This window comes from Dactylosporangium maewongense (genome assembly GCF_039531485.1).
Taxonomy (GTDB): Bacteria; Actinomycetota; Actinomycetes; order Mycobacteriales; family Micromonosporaceae; genus Dactylosporangium; species Dactylosporangium maewongense.
This window is the reverse complement of sequence record NZ_BAAAQD010000037.1, coordinates 55,602-70,395: the sequence shown is the minus strand read 5'-3', so window position 1 is coordinate 70,395 and position 14,794 is coordinate 55,602. Positions and strand designations below refer to the sequence as shown.

Here is a 14,794-nt window from a genome sequence, read left to right as displayed (position 1 = left end):
TGTCGGTATGAAGGTCATCGTCTTCGGCGCCACCGGCATGGTCGGCAAGGGCGTGCTCCGCGAGTGCCTCCTCGCCGACGACGTCACCGAGGTCCTGGTCGTCGGCCGCACCCTGACCGGCCAGCGCCACCCGAAGCTGCGGGAGACCCTGCACACCGACTTCACCGACTTCACCGGCGTCCCCCTCGCCGGCTACGACGCCTGCTTCTTCTGCCTCGGCGTCTCCTCCGTCGGCATGTCCGAGGAGGTGTACCGGCGGATCACCGTCGACTACACCCTCGCCGCCGCCAGGGCGGTGTCACCGGGCTCCACGTTCGTCTACGTGTCCGGCGCCGGCACGGGCGGCGACCGCCGCGCGAAGTGGGCGCAGGTGAAGGGCACCGCCGAGCAGGCGCTGCTCGCCATGGACCTGCGGGCCTACATGTTCCGGCCCGGGTTCATCCGGCCGATGCACGGCGCGGTGTCCAAGGTCCGCCTGTTCCGCGTGATCTACACGGTCCTGACCCCGCTGAGCGCGGCCCTGGTCCGCTTCGCCCCGGGCATCGCCACCAGCACCCAGCAGATCGGCCGGGCGATGCTGCACGTCGCCCGGTCCGGCGCGCCCAAGCAGATCCTGGAGTCCCGCGACATCGCGGCGCTGTAACGGCGTCAGGTCGGCAGCTGCCAGCGCTGGTTGGGGGAGTTGTCGCAGTCCCACTGGCGGACGGCGGCGCCCGGGGCGGGGCTGCCGGAGTCGACGCCGATGCAGCGGCCGCTGTTGAGGCTGACGAACCGGAAGCCGTCGCCGTCGCGCTGCAGGCGCCATTGCTGGTTGGGGCCGCCGTGGCAGTCCCACTGCAGGATCTGCGCGCCGTTGTCCTTGGAGCCGCCGTTGACGTCGAGGCAGCGGTTGTCCTTCGTGTTGACGAACGCGAACACGTCCCGCGTGCCGGCGACCGACTGCGGCATCCAGACCTGCGTCGGGTTGTTGTCGCAGGGCATCTGGGTGGCGACGCCGCCGTTGCCCTCCTGGGCCTGCATGCACAGGCTGGAGTGCGACGCGCGCAGCAGGGTCGGCTTCGCCGGGATCAGCGCCTGCGGCGGGGTCGGCGACGGGGCGGCGCTCGACGGCGGCGGGGGCGGCGCGGAGGCCGGCCCGGCCTGCGACGAAGCCTGCTCGGCGGGCGCGCCGGAGGCCCGCTCGGCGGCGCTCGGCTCACCGCCGCCGCCACCACCGCCCTGGAACGCGAGGACCAGCCCGACGATGACGGCCACGACCAGGAAGCCGAACGCGCCGAACAGCAGCGGGTCCGGCTTGACACGCGGCGGCCCGCCAGAGCCACCGGGCGCCGCGGGCGAGGTCGGGCGGGGCCCGCCGTAGACGGTCATGGCCGCACAGCATAGATCAGCCTCCCGGGTGCGTTTCGGCGGTGGCAGTACCGGAGAAGGCGACACTGTGTCAATCCGTTCGCGGAGGAGTTCACACTGTGCTGCCTTCGCGGACGGTCAGCGCGCCATAGACTGCCGCTGGTACACGCAGCGTCACCGTCGTCGCTGGTGGAGAGGGGTCACGAGACGTGAAGGTCGCAGTCCCACGCGAGGTCAAGAACCACGAGTACCGGGTGGCGATCACCCCGGCAGGAGTCCACGAACTCACCGCGAACGGGCACGAGGTCTTCATCGAGGCCGGTGCCGGCGACGGCTCCTCGATCACCGACCAGGAGTTCCGCGAGGCGGGCGCGCAGATCCTGCCGACCGCGGACGACACCTGGGCCGCCGGCGACCTCGTCCTGAAGGTCAAGGAGCCGATCGCCGAGGAGTACCACCGCATGCGCGAGGGGCAGGTCCTCTTCACCTACCTGCACCTGGCCGCGTCCAAGGCGTGCACGGACGCGCTGGTCGACCGGAAGGTCACCGGCATCGCGTACGAGACCGTCGAGCTCACCGATCGTTCGCTGCCGCTGCTCGCCCCCATGTCGGAGGTCGCCGGGCGGCTGGCGCCGCAGGTCGGGGCGTACCACCTGATGCGCGCCGGCGGCGGGCGCGGCGTGCTGCTCGGCGGGGTGTCCGGCGTGTACGCGGCGAAGGTCGTCGTCATCGGCGCGGGCGTCTCCGGCCTCAACGCGGCCGCGATCGCGCTCGGCATGCAGGCCGAGGTCCTGCTGCTGGACAAGAACATCTCCCGCCTGCGCGGCGCCGACGCGATCTACCAGGGGCACCTGCAGACCGTCGCGTCCAACAGCTACGAGATCGAGCGGGCCGTCCTCGACGCGGACCTCGTCATCGGCGCGGTCCTTGTGCCGGGCGCGAAGGCCCCGAAGCTCATCACCAACGACCTCGTGAAGCGGATGAAGCCCGGCAGCGTCCTCGTCGACATCTCGATCGACCAGGGTGGCTGCTTCGAGGACTCCCGCCCGACCACGCACGCCGAGCCGACCTACCGGGTCCACGACTCGATCTTCTACTGCGTCGCGAACATGCCCGGCGCGGTGCCGCACACCAGCACGTACGCGCTGACGAACGTGACCCTCCCGTACGCGCTGGAGCTGGCGAACCGGGGCTGGCGGGACGCGCTGCGCCGCGACCCGGCCCTGGCGCTCGGGCTGAACACGCACGACGGCCACGTGACCTACGGACCGGTCGCCGACGCGCACGGGATGGACCACCTCGCGCTGGCGGAAGCGCTGGCCTAGACGGTGACGCTCGAGCCGGCGGACGCCGCCGCGACCCATTCCCCGGTCGCGGCGGCCGCCGGCGTGCCCGCGTCCACTTCTCCTGTCGGCGGGCCCGCGTCCACCGACGCGTCCGTGCTGCGCAAGGCCGTCGACGTGTACCTGGACCACCTCACGGTCGAGCGGGCGCTCGCGGAGAACACCCTGGCGTCGTACCGGCGCGACCTCGACCGGTACGTGGACTGGCTCGCCGCGTGCGGGATCGGCGACCTCGCCGACGTCGGGGCGCGGGACATCGCCGGGCACGTCGCGGCGCTGCGGACCGGCGACCTCCAGGAAGGCGGCGAGCACCCGCCGCTGTCGGCGTCGTCGGCGGCGCGGGCCGCGAGCGCGGTGCGGGGGCTGCACCGGTTCCTGCTGCTGGAGGGGCTCGCACCGACCGACCCGTCGCGGGACGTGAAGCCGCCGTCGCTGCCGAAGCGGCTGCCGAAGGCCCTGGACGTCGACCAGGTGTCGCGGCTGCTCGCCACCGCCGCCGACGCCGGGCCGCTCGGGCTGCGCGACCAGGCGCTGCTGGAGTTCCTGTACGGCACCGGCGCCCGCATCTCCGAGGCCGTCGGCATCGCCGTCGACGACCTCGACCTGACCGGCAAGCACGGCCTCGTGACGCTGCGCGGCAAGGGAGGCAAGACCCGCCTCGTGCCGATGGGCAGCTACGCGCGGACCGCCATGGACGTGTACCTGGTCCGCGCCCGGCCGTCGCTCGTCGCCAACGGCACCGGCACGCCCACCGTCTTCCTCAACGCCCGCGGCGGCGCCCTGTCGCGGCAGAGCGCGTGGACGATCCTGCGCAAGGCCGCCGTCCGGGCGGGGCTGCCGGTCGACGGGCCGCACGGGGTGTCGCCGCACACGCTGCGCCACTCGTTCGCCACGCACCTGCTCGACGGCGGCGCCGACATCCGCGTGGTGCAGGAGCTGCTCGGGCACGCCTCGGTGACCACGACGCAGGTGTACACGCTGGTCACCGTCGACAAGCTCCGCGAGGTCTACGCGACCGCCCACCCCCGGGCGCGCTGAACCAGCATCCGCGGGACGCTCCTGCGGAACGTCCTCACCGGCACGGTGCCCGCGAACACCCCGAGGAACTGCTCCGTGCTCGCCTCCCGTCGCGCGATGGCCTTGAGCAGCACCGCGTTGAGACCCCTCGCGGGCCGCAGCGCGGCCAGCCCCGTGGTCAGGCCGAAGATCGGCAACCGCGCCGCGTCGCGCCGGCGCTGGTAGTCCGTCCGGCCCCCGGCGATCGTCTCGGCGAGCAGCTCCGCGTCGGCGAGGGCGTTGCCGATGCCCTGCGCGGTCACCGGGTCCATGACGAGCCCCGCGTCGCCGGCGAGGAACCAGCCGGGGCCCTGCGCCCGGCGCACCACGTTGGGCAGGTCGACGGTGGTCCGCAGGCGCTCGACCCGCCGGCCGGCCCGGACCCGCTCGCCCAGGTCGCCGCATTGGTCCAGCGTCGCCAGGAGGTGCCCCTCGACGTCGGTGCGCCAGGTGCCGAACTCGTCGATCGGCGCGGCGGCGTACACCATGGTGAGGCCGTCGTTGGTCGGGAACGCGGCGACCGCCCGGCCGGGGCGGTGGTAGAGCTCGCCGTGCCGCTGCTCGCCGCCCGCCCAGTGCTCGACGCCTTCCCAGTAGGCGTAGCTGGCGACCGTCCTGGGGGCCACGTTGCGCTGTACCGGCGCGGCGACCTCCTTCGCGACGAGCGAGTGCTTGCCGTCGGCGCCGACGACGACCGGCGCGCGGAGCTCGGTGCCGTCGCGTCCCCGGATGCCCGCGACGCCTCTGTCGTCCCAGACCAGGCCGGCGACGTGGAACCCCTCCCGCACCTCGGCCCCCGCCTCCCTGGCCGCGTCGACCAGGATCGCGTCGAGGACGGTGCGCCGCGGGCTGTACAGGACGCCCTCCGGGAACCTGCCCTGCAGGACGGTGCCGCCGAGGTCGAACCGCACGCGTTCGGTCGCCGGTGTACCGGCGGCGAGCAGCCGGTCGAGCAGCCCCCAGCGCCGCAGCCGTTCGGTCCCGGACGGCTGGACCTGGTGCGTCGACAGCGTGTCGCTGGGGAACCTGGCCCGGTCGACCGCGAGCACCCTGAGCCCGCGCCGGGCCAGCAGCATGGCGGTCGCCGCTCCGGCCGGCCTCGCGCCGACCACGATGACGTCGTACACCAGCCAATGCCAACACGTGTTGACTTTCCTGTCAACGCTTGTTGGCCTACGGTTGTAGGCATGCAGCCCGAGCGCAGATCCGACGCCACCCGCGCGGCGATCCTCCGCGCGGCCAGGGAACGGTTCGCCGCCGACGGCTACCAGCGGGCCACCATCCGGGCGATCGCCGCCGACGCCGCCATCGACCCCTCGATGGTCATGCGCTACTACGGCAACAAGGCCCAGCTCTTCGCCGCCGCCGTCGACGTGCGCCTGCGGCTGCCCGACGTGGCCGGCATCCCGCGCGACCGGCTCGGCGAGACGCTCGTCGCGCACTTCATCAAGCGCTGGGAGGGCGACCCGTCCGACGACGCGCTGCTGACCCTGCTGCGCTCCGCCGCCACCGACGAGGCGGCCGCCTCGCGGCTGCGGGACATCTTCGCCTCGCAGGTCGCTCCGGTGGCGCTCGCCGTCTGCCCCGACCCCGCCGAGGCCACGGTCCGGGCCGGCCTGGTCGCCACCCAGATGCTGGGCCTCGCCTTCTGCCGGCAGATCCTGCGCCTGCCGCCCGTCGTCGCCGCCACCCCTTCGTCACTGGTGGTCCAGGTGGGTGCGACCGTGCAGCGGTACCTCACCGGGGAGCTTGGAGCCGTGTTACCGTAGGCGCATGCGTTTCTGAGCCCACTGACGCCGCGCGTGCCGCCGCGACCTGTTGTGACTGGTCTGCCTTGGCGGCCCCCGTTGTGGGTTCTCGCACGACCCCCGCTGTTGTGGTGGGGTTTCGCTCGGCTCCCGCTTCGTCTGCTGCGCGGCTGACGCCTGTCCACGTCCCCGTTCACCTTCCCGCGGAAGGTACTTCCGCGTCAGTCATCCGCGAAGGAGACGCCATGCCTGCCGGTACCGCAGACAACCAGCCCGACAACACCACGACCACCGCTGCCGCCACCGCTGCTGCCGCCGAGTCCGAGGAAGCGCCCCCGCGCAACCCGCTCGAAGCGATCCGCCGCGCCCAGGCCAGCCGCTCCCTCCCGCCCGGCGTCCAGCAGCACGGCGGCGGCAAGGGCTCCGGCGGCAAGGGCGCCAAGTCGAAGTCCCCCCGCATGTACAACCGCCACAAGTAACCCACTCCCCGGCGTCGGGTCCGGGCAGGCAGCGTGCGTTTCCCTGCCTGCCCGGGGCATGCTCCCGGCCCACCTTAGACATTGGTCAATGCCCGCGTTCGCGGCTTTCGTTCCATAGACCCTGCGCGATCCACCCCCAAGTTGATCTCTGATACGGGGGTGGATCGCGCATCGTCTATCGGGTAGGGCGGCTGTGCCCGGCGGCCCGACGATCGAAGGACGGCTCCGGCCGTGATCGCAGCCAGCCCCGTCCTTCGATCAAGTCGTGAGCACGGAGTGTTGCGGCTCGCGTGGGCCAAGTGTTCCGCCGCGCTACGTCTAGCGGGTGGGGCTGCCGTGTCCGGCCGCCCGATGATCGAAGGACGGCTGCGGTCGTGATCGCGGCCGGGACTGTCCTTCGATCAAGTCATGGGCGCGAAGTGCTGCGCTCGCGTGGGCCAAGTGTTCCGCTGTGCCAGGCCGGCGCGGTGCGTCCGGTTCCGTCCGGGGCGGCGGTGTGTTCGTGCCCTGTTCGTGGCGGTGCGGCGCGTTCCCGTCCGCCGTAGACGTTGGTCGATGCCCTGGTTTGCGCCTTATGCGACAGACGGTGCGTGATCCACCCGTAAACGGTCTTCTGAGGCGGGGGTAGGTCGCGCGCCGTCGATCGGGTGGGTCGGCCGCCCGATGAGCGAAGGACGGCTGCGGTCGTGATGGTGGCCGCGGCTGTCCTTCGATCAAGTCGTGGGCGCGAAGTGTTGCGGGGCGCGTGGGTCGAGCGGGCCGAGTTTGCCGCCGTGTCGGGCCGGCGCGGTGCGTCCGGTTCTGTCTGGGGCGGCGGTGTGTTCGCGCCTTGTCCGGGGCGGTGCGTTACCGGGCTGTCGTAAACGTTAGTCGATGCCCGGGTTCGTGGCTTTTGCGCATTGGCGGTGCGCGGGCCGCCCGTAAACGATCTTCTGAGGCGGAGGTGGATCGCGCGCCGTCTATCGGGTGGGTCGGCGGCGCGATGATCGGAGGACGGCTGTGGTCGTGATGGTGGCCGGGGCTGTCCTTCGATCAAGTCGTGGGCGCGAAGTGTTGCGGGGCGCGGGGGTCGAGTGTGCCGCCGTGCTGAGCCGGCTCTGTGGTGGCTGTGCGGGAGTGGGGCTCGAAGCTCGTGGGCGTCGCGGGGTGGGTTGTCGGGTCGTGGCGGTCCTGTGATCGGTGGGCGTCTGTCGAGCGGGGGCGCGGCATGCTGAAAAGCGACGTCCGTGCCGGCTCCGGTCTGCGGCTTCGTGGGATGGAGGGCTCGGAGCGTTGGATGAGATGTTGGTCAATGGCCGGTATGCGGGTTGGTTGGTGAGAAGCCTGAATGCGACCCGGGTGCAAGGAGCTGTGAAGATCGCGCGGTGTTGATCTGGCTGGGTGGCCCGGTGTGGGTTGTGATCCGGTGAAGCGGGAGCGTCCACCGGATCGCGCGGGCGGCGACGGGTCAGGAGGCGTACGCCGCGGTGGCGGCAGGCCAGGAGGTGGGGTCGAACGGGTCCTCGGCGGTCATCGTCTTCAGGATCTGCGACAGCTCGCTGGTGCTCATCGCGCGGTCGCCCAGGGTCTCCGCCTGCAGGAAGAACTGGCCGTCCTCGATGAGGATGGCGCAGCGGTTGGTGGCGGGCGGGCAGGTGGTCTTGTTGATCGCCTCGCCGGTCACGTGGTCGGCGATGCCGAGGGTGAGGATGAGCGATGAGTACGCGTCGAGGTCGGTGGCGCCGGTGAGCGGGGGCGCCATGGGTTTCAGGCCCAGGCGGACCACCGACAGGTTGGTGTTGTCGTAGGAGGACGTGCGGGTGCCGGCGGCGATGAGGCGGTACCCCTTCGGCAGGTCGCGGACCTGGATGCCGACGGGGAAGGGGGCCGGGACGGCGGCGGGCAGGGCCTCGGCGAGGGCGACCAGCTCGTCGCGGGTCGGCATGGTCTCGGCCCGGGACCAGTAGACGGCCGCCCAGGCGCCCGGCAGGTACTGCCAGGCCATGGCCGGGATGACCGGGTCGGTGCAGCAGCCGTACTTGTCGGCGACGGTCGGCGAGACCGACCCGCCGGCGTGCATCAGCAGGGCCTGCCGGCCGCCGATGCTGAGCTTGGCGCCGCCGTTGAACTCGCGGGGCTCGAAGGCGCCGGTGCCGAAGACGACGAGACGGCCCTCGCGGGGCACGATGCTGCCCGATGACCCGGTGCGGGCCGGTTTGCCGTTGACGGTCGGGGAGGGCGAGACGGTCGGCGCGGCGGACGGGGCGGCGTTGAGGTCGATCGTGGACAGCTGGTAGTGGGCGGTGACCAGGTAGGGGTCGCTGACGGCATACCGCCCGGAGGTGTAGCCGCTGTAGTTGGTCTGGAACGGGCCGGCGGACGTGAAGCCGGCCGGGCGGGCGGGGGACTGGGTGGCGTCGACGACCAGCCCGGGCGTGCCGTTGGGGTCCGCGGTGGGGGCGGTGACCGGCGGGTTGAAGAGCGCGATCGCGGCGGTGGCGCCGGTGACCACCGCGGCCAGGCCGCCGGCGACGGAGGCGAGGAGGGTGCGGCGGCGGCGACGCCGGGCGAGCCGGCGGCCGGCGGTGGTGATGTCGTCAATGCTGAGTCGCGGTGGCGGCGCGTCGTCCCTGGCCGCTGCCAGCAGACTGTGCAGGTCGTGCTCCATGCCCTTCCCTCCTGTTCTCCATCTCGTGAGTGGGTGTCGCCTGCGGTGGGGGAGCGGACGCTCGCGCGCCGGGGGGCCGGACACCGGGGTCGTCACGAGGCTCCGCGTCGAGCAGTGCGCGGAGGGCGGTGAGCCCGCGGGCGGTCTGGCTCTTGACGGTCCCCGGCTGGCGGCCGAGCACCTCGGCGGTCTCCTCAACGCTCAGCCCCTCGTAGTACCGCAGGACCAGCACGGCGCGCTGGCCGGGGGCCATCCGGGCGAGTGCGGCGCGGATCCGGATCCGCTCGTCGACCTGCTCGGCGTGGTCGGGGCCGGGCAGCTCGGGCAGGCTGTAGCCCACCGAGCGCTCCCTGCGCCGCCACGGCCGGCGGCTCTCGTCCACCAGGGCGTGCACGACCGCCCTGCGCACATAGGCGAGGGGCGTGTCGACGCGGTGCCAGTGCACGTAGAGCTTCGCCAGGGACGAGGCGACGGCGTCCTCCGCCGTGTGCCAGTCCCCGCACGTCAGGTAGGCGAGCGAACGCAGGCCGTCGAACCGTGCGGCGACGAACTCCCGGAACTGCGCTTCGTCGTCTTCGTTCACCCGTTCGGGCTCCCTTCGTCGCGGGGTAGACGAAGCCCCGCCACGAAGGGTTGCACGAAGGTACGACAGAAAATCCCGGCCGCCCCAGATCTGGCCGACCGGCTACGCGGGCGGGACCGAGCCGTCGACAGGAGGTGTCGTGCCGCCGGTCGTCGGCTGGGGCTGCGTCGTCGTGGCGGGCGGCGGCGGGGGCTCGCTCGTCGCCGGCGGGGGAGCGGCGCTGCTGGTGGCGGGGGTCGGCGAGGCGGACGCCGGTGCGCTGGTGGGTGGTGCCGCCGAGGTACGGGTGGCGCCGCCCCCACCGGGTGCCGGACCCGACGTGGCGACGACGGCGGACTGCGACATGCCGGGCACGCCGCTGGGGGCGTCGCCCTTCTTGTCGCCCTGGCTGAGCGCGATCGCGGCGAGGACCACGCCGCCGGCCATGACGAGCAGCGCCAGGCCGATGGCGACCGGGATCCAGGCGGGCCGGTCCGGCTTCGCGCCGGACGATCCCGGACGGCCGTTCGCGGCCACCCGCGGTGACGCCACCGTCGCGGACCGTCGGGTGGCCGCCGCCGGTACGAACGCCAGATCTTGATCCTGAAGGGTCGCCACCTGCGCGTCGCGGGCGGCGGCGGCGAGGGCGGCCGCGGTCGGGAAGCGGTCCTCGGGGTCCTTCGCCATGGCGCGCTCGACCACGGCCCGGACGCCGGCCGGCACGGTCTCCGGCAGCGGCGCCGGATCGTCCTGCAGGTGCTTGATCGCGATCTCGAGCGGCGAGTTGCCGGTGAACGGCGGCGCGCCCGTCAGGCAGTGGTACGCGACCGCGCCGAGCGCGTAGATGTCCGTCGCGGGGGAGATCGGCTTCCCGGATGCCTGTTCGGGCGACATGTACAGCGCAGTGCCGATCACCGCGTTCACCTTGGTGACGGACGTCACGTCTGCCGAGCGGGCCACGCCGAAATCGACGAGGGTCACCGCCCCGTTGTGGCCGACCAGGAGATTGTTGGGCTTCACGTCGCGGTGGATGATGCCGTTGCTGTGCGCGGCGTGCAGCGCGTCGGCCGCCTGCGCCACGATCGCCATGGTCTCGTCGGCCGGGAGTGCACCCTCGCGGGTGATCCGCTCGCCGAGGGGGCGGCCCTCGACGAACGCCATGACGAGGAACATCGTGCCTTCGGGCGTCTCGCCGTAGTCATAGACGCCGACCACGCCCTTGTGTCCGACGGAGGCCATGATCCGCGCCTCGGCCCGGAACCGGACGCCGAACTCGGCGTCCCTGGTCAGGCCCGGCAGCAGCACCTTTACGGCGACCGTCCGGTTCAGCGTCTTGTCGGTCGCGCGGAACACCTGCCCCATGCCGCCGCTGGCGACGAACTCATCGAGGCGGTACCTGTCGCCGAGCACGTCTCCTGGTCCCAACACGTCGATGACCGTACCCAACGAAGCCGGCCGCGACACGCCGGGCGCGCGGAGTGGGGTATGTACCCTGCAGTGACGTAGAGTCGGGCAACGGCCGTCCCGCTTCCCCAGATCGCCGACGACGAATCGGCCCCGGGTGGAGATGAGCCGCCGGGAGGGGCGAAGAGGTTCGATGACAGGCATGGGTGACCAAGCGGAGTCTTGGACGACGCAGATGCGCGCCGAGCAGGCATCGCTTGACCTCGGCGCCGAGCTCGGGCCGGCGGATCCGACGGCGTACACGATGCGCAAGCCGATCCCCGAGCCGATGCCGATGGATCGGCACGGCCCGGCGCGGATCATCGCGATGGCCAACCAGAAGGGCGGCGTGGGCAAGACCACGTCGACCATCAACCTGGGCGCGGCGCTCGCCGAGTACGGGCGGCGGGTCCTGCTCGTCGACTTCGACCCGCAGGGTGCCCTGTCGGTCGGCCTCGGCGTCAACCCGCACAACCTCGACCTGACGATCTACAACATCCTGATGGACTCCGACGTGACCGTCGAGGACATCCGGATCAAGACCGACATCGCCGGCCTGCACCTGCTGCCGGCCAACATCGACCTGTCGGCGGCGGAGATCCAGCTGGTCACCGAGGTCGCCCGCGAGATGGCCCTGGCCCGGGTGCTGCGTCCGGTCCTGAAGGAGTACGACTACATCCTGATCGACTGCCAGCCGTCGCTGGGCCTGCTCGCGATCAACGCGCTGACCGTCGCGCACGGCGTCATGATCCCGCTGGAATGTGAGTTCTTCTCACTTCGCGGTGTGGCGCTGCTGCTCGACACGATCGACAAGGTCCGCGAGCGGCTCAACTTCGACCTGGAGCTCGAAGGCATCCTCGCCACCATGTACGACAGCCGCACCACCCACTGCCGCCAGGTGCTGCAGCGGGTCGTGGAGGCGTTCGGCGACAAGGTGTACCAGACGGTCATCACCAAGACCGTCAAGTTCCCCGAGTCGACGGTCGCCGGCGCGCCCATCACCACGCTCGATCCGTCGTCCTCGGGTGCCCGCAACTACCGGCAGCTCGCCCGCGAGGTCATCGCCCAGCAGGCCGAGCGGCGGTTGTAACGGTTTTCGCGACCCTTTGCGCTACGGTCTTCCGGTGACCGACCCCGCCACCGTGGACTCCGCGAATCCCTCGCCGGATCCCTCCACCGTGGACGCGCTTTCCGATGCCGCCGTGGCGGACGTCGTGGCCGTTGCGGCTCCTGTACCGGATGTGCCCGCGCTGCCGGGTGCCGACGCCGCCCCCTCGGGCTTCCAGGTGCGCCTGGCGAACTTCACCGGTCCGTTCGACCTGCTGCTCCAGCTCATCGGCAAGCACAAGCTCGACGTCACCGAAGTGGCGCTGCACACCGTCACCGACGACTTCATCGCGTACATCCGCGGCATGGGCGACGACTGGGACCTCGACGAGGCGTCGGAGTTCCTGGTCGTCGCCGCCACCCTGCTCGACCTGAAGGCCGCCCGCCTCCTGCCGTCGGCCACCGTCGAGAACGAGGAGGACCTGGCGCTGCTGGAGGCGCGCGACCTGCTCTTCGCGCGGCTGCTGCAGTACAAGGCGTTCAAGGAGGCGGCGGCGCACATCGCGGGCCTGGAGGCCATCGGGTCCCGCCGCTACCCGCGCTCGGTGTCCCTGGAGCCGCAGTACGCCGAGGCGCTGCCCGACCTCGTCCTCGGCGTCGGCCCGGCGAGGCTGCTGAAGCTGGCACTGAAGGCGTTCACCCCGAAGGCGGGCCCTCCGGTCGTCTCGATCGCGCACATCCACATGGTCCGCGTCAGCGTCCGCGAACACGCCAACATCGTCCGCGACCGTCTCATCGCACAACGCGAGGCCACGTTCAGCGCGCTGTGCATCGACTGTGAGTCGACCCTGGAGGTCGTCGCCCGCTTCCTGGCGCTGCTGGAGCTGTACCGCGAGGAACTCGTCTCCTTCGAACAGCTCCAGGCCCTGGGGGAGTTGCTCGTCCGCTGGACGGGGCCGGACGATGCGGCGGCCGCCACGATCGAGGTCGAGGAGTACGAGGGCAGCCCCGCCCCGCCCGAAACCCCACCGGCCGAAGGCCCGGATGAGGGTCCGACAGGGGGCCCGGCAGGGGACCCGACAGGGGACCCGGCAGCGGACCCGGCAGAGGACGAACCAGCGGCGGATGATGCGGAAGCAGTGGACAGCGAGGTGGACCAGTGAGCCAGGACGACCAGTCGAGGTCGCTCGCCGACCAGGCGGCGAACTGGGTCCCGCCCTGGGCTCGCCCCCAGCCCCCCGCCGAGCAGCTGCCCGCCGAGGAGCCCGCCGCCGAAGAGGTCGCCGAAGAGCCCGCCGCTGAAGAGGTCGCGGAGGAGCCCGCCGCCGTAGAGGCCACGGAGGAGCCCGCCGCCGGGGACGCGGTGTCCGGCGAAGCGCCGGTCGAGGAGGCCGCCGCCGAGCCCGAACCCGAGCCCGAGGTCGTCGAAGAGCCGCCCGCGGAGGAAGCGCCTGTCGCCGAGACTGAGGTCGCGGTCGTCGAGGAGGCCGCTCCCGAGGAGGTGATCGAGTCCCTCGTCGAGGAGCCGGCTGCCGAGGAAGCGCCTGTCGCCGAGTCGGAGGCCGTGGTCGTCGAGGAGCCCGCCGCCGAGGAAGCGCCTGTCGTCGAGCCTGAGGTCGCGGTCGTTGAGGAGGCCGCCGCCGAGGAGGTGGTCGAGGCCGCAGCCGAGGACGCGCCCGCCGGGGAAGCCGACGAGCCCGCGGTCGACAGCGGCGCCCTGTTCGAGGTGCCCGCTGCCGCCGTACCAGAGCCGAAACCGGAACCCGAGCCGGAGCCGGTGCCGGTCATGTCGGAGAGCGAGCTGCGCGGCGCGGTCGAGGCGATCCTCCTCATCGTCGACGAGCCCGCCACCGAGATCACCCTCGCGCAGGTGCTCGACCAGCCCGTCGACCGGATCCGTGGGGTCCTGGAGGACATCGCCCGGCAATATACCCAGCTCGGCCTCGGCTTCGACCTGCGGCGCGTCGCGGGTGGGTGGCGGTTGTACACGCGGGCGGAGTTCGCGCCCTACGTGGAGAAGTTCGTGCTCGACGGGCAGCAGATCCGGCTCACCCAGGCCGCCCTGGAGACACTCGCTGTGGTCGCCTACAAGCAGCCTGTCACCAGGTCGCGTATCTCGGCCATCCGCGGTGTGAACTGCGACGGCGTTGTCCGTACGCTGGTGACGCGGGGTCTGATCGAGGAGACCGGCAGTGAGCCCGAAAGCGGGGCGTTCCTGTACCGGACGACGTCGCTGTTCCTGGAGAAACTCGGCCTGGACAGCGTCGACCAGCTGCCGCCGCTCGCCCCGTTCCTTCCCGACGACATTGATGAGATCGCCGATGCCCAGCGCTGACAAGTCCACAGAAGCCGACTTCGAGGGTTCCGCGTTCGACGCGCCACCGGACGCCGAGCTGCCGCGCAACGAGGAGCGGCTGCAGAAGATCCTGGCCGCCGCCGGCCTCGGGTCCCGCCGGAACTGCGAGCGGATGATCGACGAGGGCCGCGTCACCGTCAACGGCAAGGAGGCGACCCTCGGCGACAAGGCCGACGCGACGCGGGACGCCATCCACGTCGACGGTTCGCGCCTGATCACCGACACGCGGCTGGTGTACCTCGCGCTGAACAAGCCGCGCGGCGTGGTGTCCACGATGGACGACGAGAAGGGCCGCGAGGCGCTCGCCGACTACGTGCCCAACCTCACGACCCGCGTCTTCCACGTCGGGAGGCTGGACCTCGACAGCGAGGGCCTGCTGCTGCTGATGAACGACGGCGGGCTCGCCCACAAGCTGATGCACCCGTCGTACGAGGTGGCGAAGACCTACCAGGTGGAGATCGCCGGTCCGGTGCCGCGGGCGATGGGCCGGGAGCTGAAGGCCGGCGTGCAGCTCGAGGACGGGCCGGCGAAGGTCGACTCGTTCAGGGTCGTCGACGCGTACGGGAAGGTCGCGCTCGTCGAGGTCGTGCTGCACGAGGGGCGCAACCACATCGTGCGGCGGATGTTCGACGCGGTCGGCTACCCGGTGCAGCGGCTGATCCGCACCCAGATCGGCCCGATCCGGCTCGGCGATCTCCGCCCGGGCAGGACGCGACACCTGTCCCAGGCGGAGATCGGCGCACTCTTCAAGGCCGTCGGCGAGTAA

At 71.9% G+C, this 14,794-nt stretch carries 14 protein-coding genes; 9 read left to right on the top strand and 5 right to left on the bottom strand.

Features of this window, described 5'->3' with window-relative positions:
• Positions 1 to 7 precede the first annotated feature (7 nt).
• Positions 8 to 643: a Rossmann-fold NAD(P)-binding domain-containing protein gene (locus ABD332_RS52290; protein WP_344513276.1), complete on the top strand. Its 636-nt coding sequence runs from the start codon at positions 8 to 10 to the stop codon at positions 641 to 643.
• 5 nt (positions 644 to 648) lie between these two features.
• On the opposite strand, the gene ABD332_RS52285 is transcribed toward ABD332_RS52290, so the two are convergent.
• Positions 649 to 1,368, bottom strand: coding sequence for an RICIN domain-containing protein (locus ABD332_RS52285; RefSeq protein WP_344513275.1), 720 nt, complete (start codon positions 1,366 to 1,368; stop codon positions 649 to 651).
• A 188-nt stretch (positions 1,369 to 1,556) separates the two neighbouring features.
• Between ABD332_RS52285 and ald the strand changes: the two genes are divergently transcribed.
• Both ald and ABD332_RS52275 read left to right on the top strand, forming a co-directional pair.
• Complete coding sequence (gene ald, locus ABD332_RS52280) at positions 1,557 to 2,672, top strand: alanine dehydrogenase (protein ID WP_344513273.1); 1,116 nt, start codon at positions 1,557 to 1,559, stop codon at positions 2,670 to 2,672.
• A 63-nt stretch (positions 2,673 to 2,735) separates the two neighbouring features.
• Positions 2,736 to 3,728, top strand: coding sequence for a site-specific tyrosine recombinase XerD (locus tag ABD332_RS52275; RefSeq protein WP_425552431.1), 993 nt, complete (start codon positions 2,736 to 2,738; stop codon positions 3,726 to 3,728).
• Here ABD332_RS52275 and ABD332_RS52270 read toward each other — a convergent pair.
• Positions 3,698 to 4,873 carry an NAD(P)/FAD-dependent oxidoreductase gene (locus tag ABD332_RS52270; protein ID WP_344513271.1) on the bottom strand — a complete coding sequence of 392 codons (1,176 nt, stop codon included), beginning with the start codon at positions 4,871 to 4,873 and terminating at the stop codon, positions 3,698 to 3,700. The two genes, ABD332_RS52275 and ABD332_RS52270, sit on opposite strands and share 31 nt — an antisense overlap.
• A gap of 60 nt (positions 4,874 to 4,933) precedes the next feature.
• Between ABD332_RS52270 and ABD332_RS52265 the strand changes: the two genes are divergently transcribed.
• Together ABD332_RS52265 and ABD332_RS52260 are read left to right on the top strand one after the other, a co-directional pair.
• Positions 4,934 to 5,515 (top strand): TetR/AcrR family transcriptional regulator, encoded by a 582-nt coding sequence (locus tag ABD332_RS52265; protein WP_344513269.1) that lies wholly within the window; start codon positions 4,934 to 4,936, stop codon positions 5,513 to 5,515.
• A gap of 224 nt (positions 5,516 to 5,739) precedes the next feature.
• Positions 5,740 to 5,973 (top strand): hypothetical protein, encoded by a 234-nt coding sequence (locus ABD332_RS52260; RefSeq protein ID WP_344513267.1) that lies wholly within the window; start codon positions 5,740 to 5,742, stop codon positions 5,971 to 5,973.
• Between the two features lie 1,447 nt (positions 5,974 to 7,420).
• Here the strand turns inward: ABD332_RS52260 and ABD332_RS52255 are convergent.
• From ABD332_RS52255 to ABD332_RS52245, 3 genes are all read right to left on the bottom strand, one after another.
• The gene (locus ABD332_RS52255; RefSeq protein WP_344513266.1) at positions 7,421 to 8,620 is read right to left on the bottom strand and encodes a hypothetical protein; all 1,200 of its coding nucleotides are present in this window, start codon (positions 8,618 to 8,620) and stop codon (positions 7,421 to 7,423) included.
• A complete protein-coding gene (locus ABD332_RS52250) occupies positions 8,550 to 9,203 on the bottom strand; it encodes a SigE family RNA polymerase sigma factor (RefSeq protein ID WP_344513264.1) in 654 nt (217 codons plus the stop codon). Before ABD332_RS52250 ends, ABD332_RS52255 begins: the two co-directional genes overlap by 71 nt.
• 102 nt (positions 9,204 to 9,305) lie before the next feature.
• The gene (locus tag ABD332_RS52245; protein WP_344513262.1) at positions 9,306 to 10,610 is read right to left on the bottom strand and encodes a serine/threonine-protein kinase; all 1,305 of its coding nucleotides are present in this window, start codon (positions 10,608 to 10,610) and stop codon (positions 9,306 to 9,308) included.
• Positions 10,611 to 10,779: 169 nt separating this feature from the next.
• Between ABD332_RS52245 and ABD332_RS52240 the strand changes: the two genes are divergently transcribed.
• The 4 genes from ABD332_RS52240 to ABD332_RS52225 all read left to right on the top strand — a co-directional run bounded on the left by ABD332_RS52240 (position 10,780) and on the right by ABD332_RS52225 (position 14,794).
• Positions 10,780 to 11,715: a ParA family protein gene (locus ABD332_RS52240; RefSeq protein WP_203853951.1), complete on the top strand. Its 936-nt coding sequence runs from the start codon at positions 10,780 to 10,782 to the stop codon at positions 11,713 to 11,715.
• 16 nt (positions 11,716 to 11,731) lie between these two features.
• Positions 11,732 to 12,835, top strand: a complete 1,104-nt coding sequence (locus tag ABD332_RS52235) for a segregation and condensation protein A (RefSeq protein WP_425552427.1) — start codon at positions 11,732 to 11,734, stop codon at positions 12,833 to 12,835.
• 338 nt (positions 12,836 to 13,173) lie between these two features.
• Positions 13,174 to 14,007 (top strand): SMC-Scp complex subunit ScpB, encoded by an 834-nt coding sequence (gene scpB / locus ABD332_RS52230; protein WP_344513321.1) that lies wholly within the window; start codon positions 13,174 to 13,176, stop codon positions 14,005 to 14,007.
• Positions 13,994 to 14,794, top strand: a complete 801-nt coding sequence (locus ABD332_RS52225) for a pseudouridine synthase (protein ID WP_344513244.1) — start codon at positions 13,994 to 13,996, stop codon at positions 14,792 to 14,794. The genes scpB and ABD332_RS52225 overlap by 14 nt, the downstream gene beginning before the upstream one ends.

Bases quoted from the DNA above. Each gene is read 5' to 3' on its own strand.
- ABD332_RS52240 (WP_203853951.1), top strand. From the start codon at position 10,780: ATGACAGGCATGGGTGACCAAGCGGAGTCTTGGACGACGCAGATGCGC.
- ABD332_RS52255 (WP_344513266.1), bottom strand. From the start codon at position 8,620: ATGGAGCACGACCTGCACAGTCTGCTGGCAGCGGCCAGGGACGACGCG.
- ABD332_RS52260 (WP_344513267.1), top strand. From the start codon at position 5,740: ATGCCTGCCGGTACCGCAGACAACCAGCCCGACAACACCACGACCACC.
- ABD332_RS52285 (WP_344513275.1), bottom strand. From the start codon at position 1,368: ATGACCGTCTACGGCGGGCCCCGCCCGACCTCGCCCGCGGCGCCCGGT.
- ABD332_RS52290 (WP_344513276.1), top strand. From the start codon at position 8: ATGAAGGTCATCGTCTTCGGCGCCACCGGCATGGTCGGCAAGGGCGTG.
- ABD332_RS52265 (WP_344513269.1), top strand. From the start codon at position 4,934: ATGCAGCCCGAGCGCAGATCCGACGCCACCCGCGCGGCGATCCTCCGC.
- ABD332_RS52225 (WP_344513244.1), top strand. From the start codon at position 13,994: ATGCCCAGCGCTGACAAGTCCACAGAAGCCGACTTCGAGGGTTCCGCG.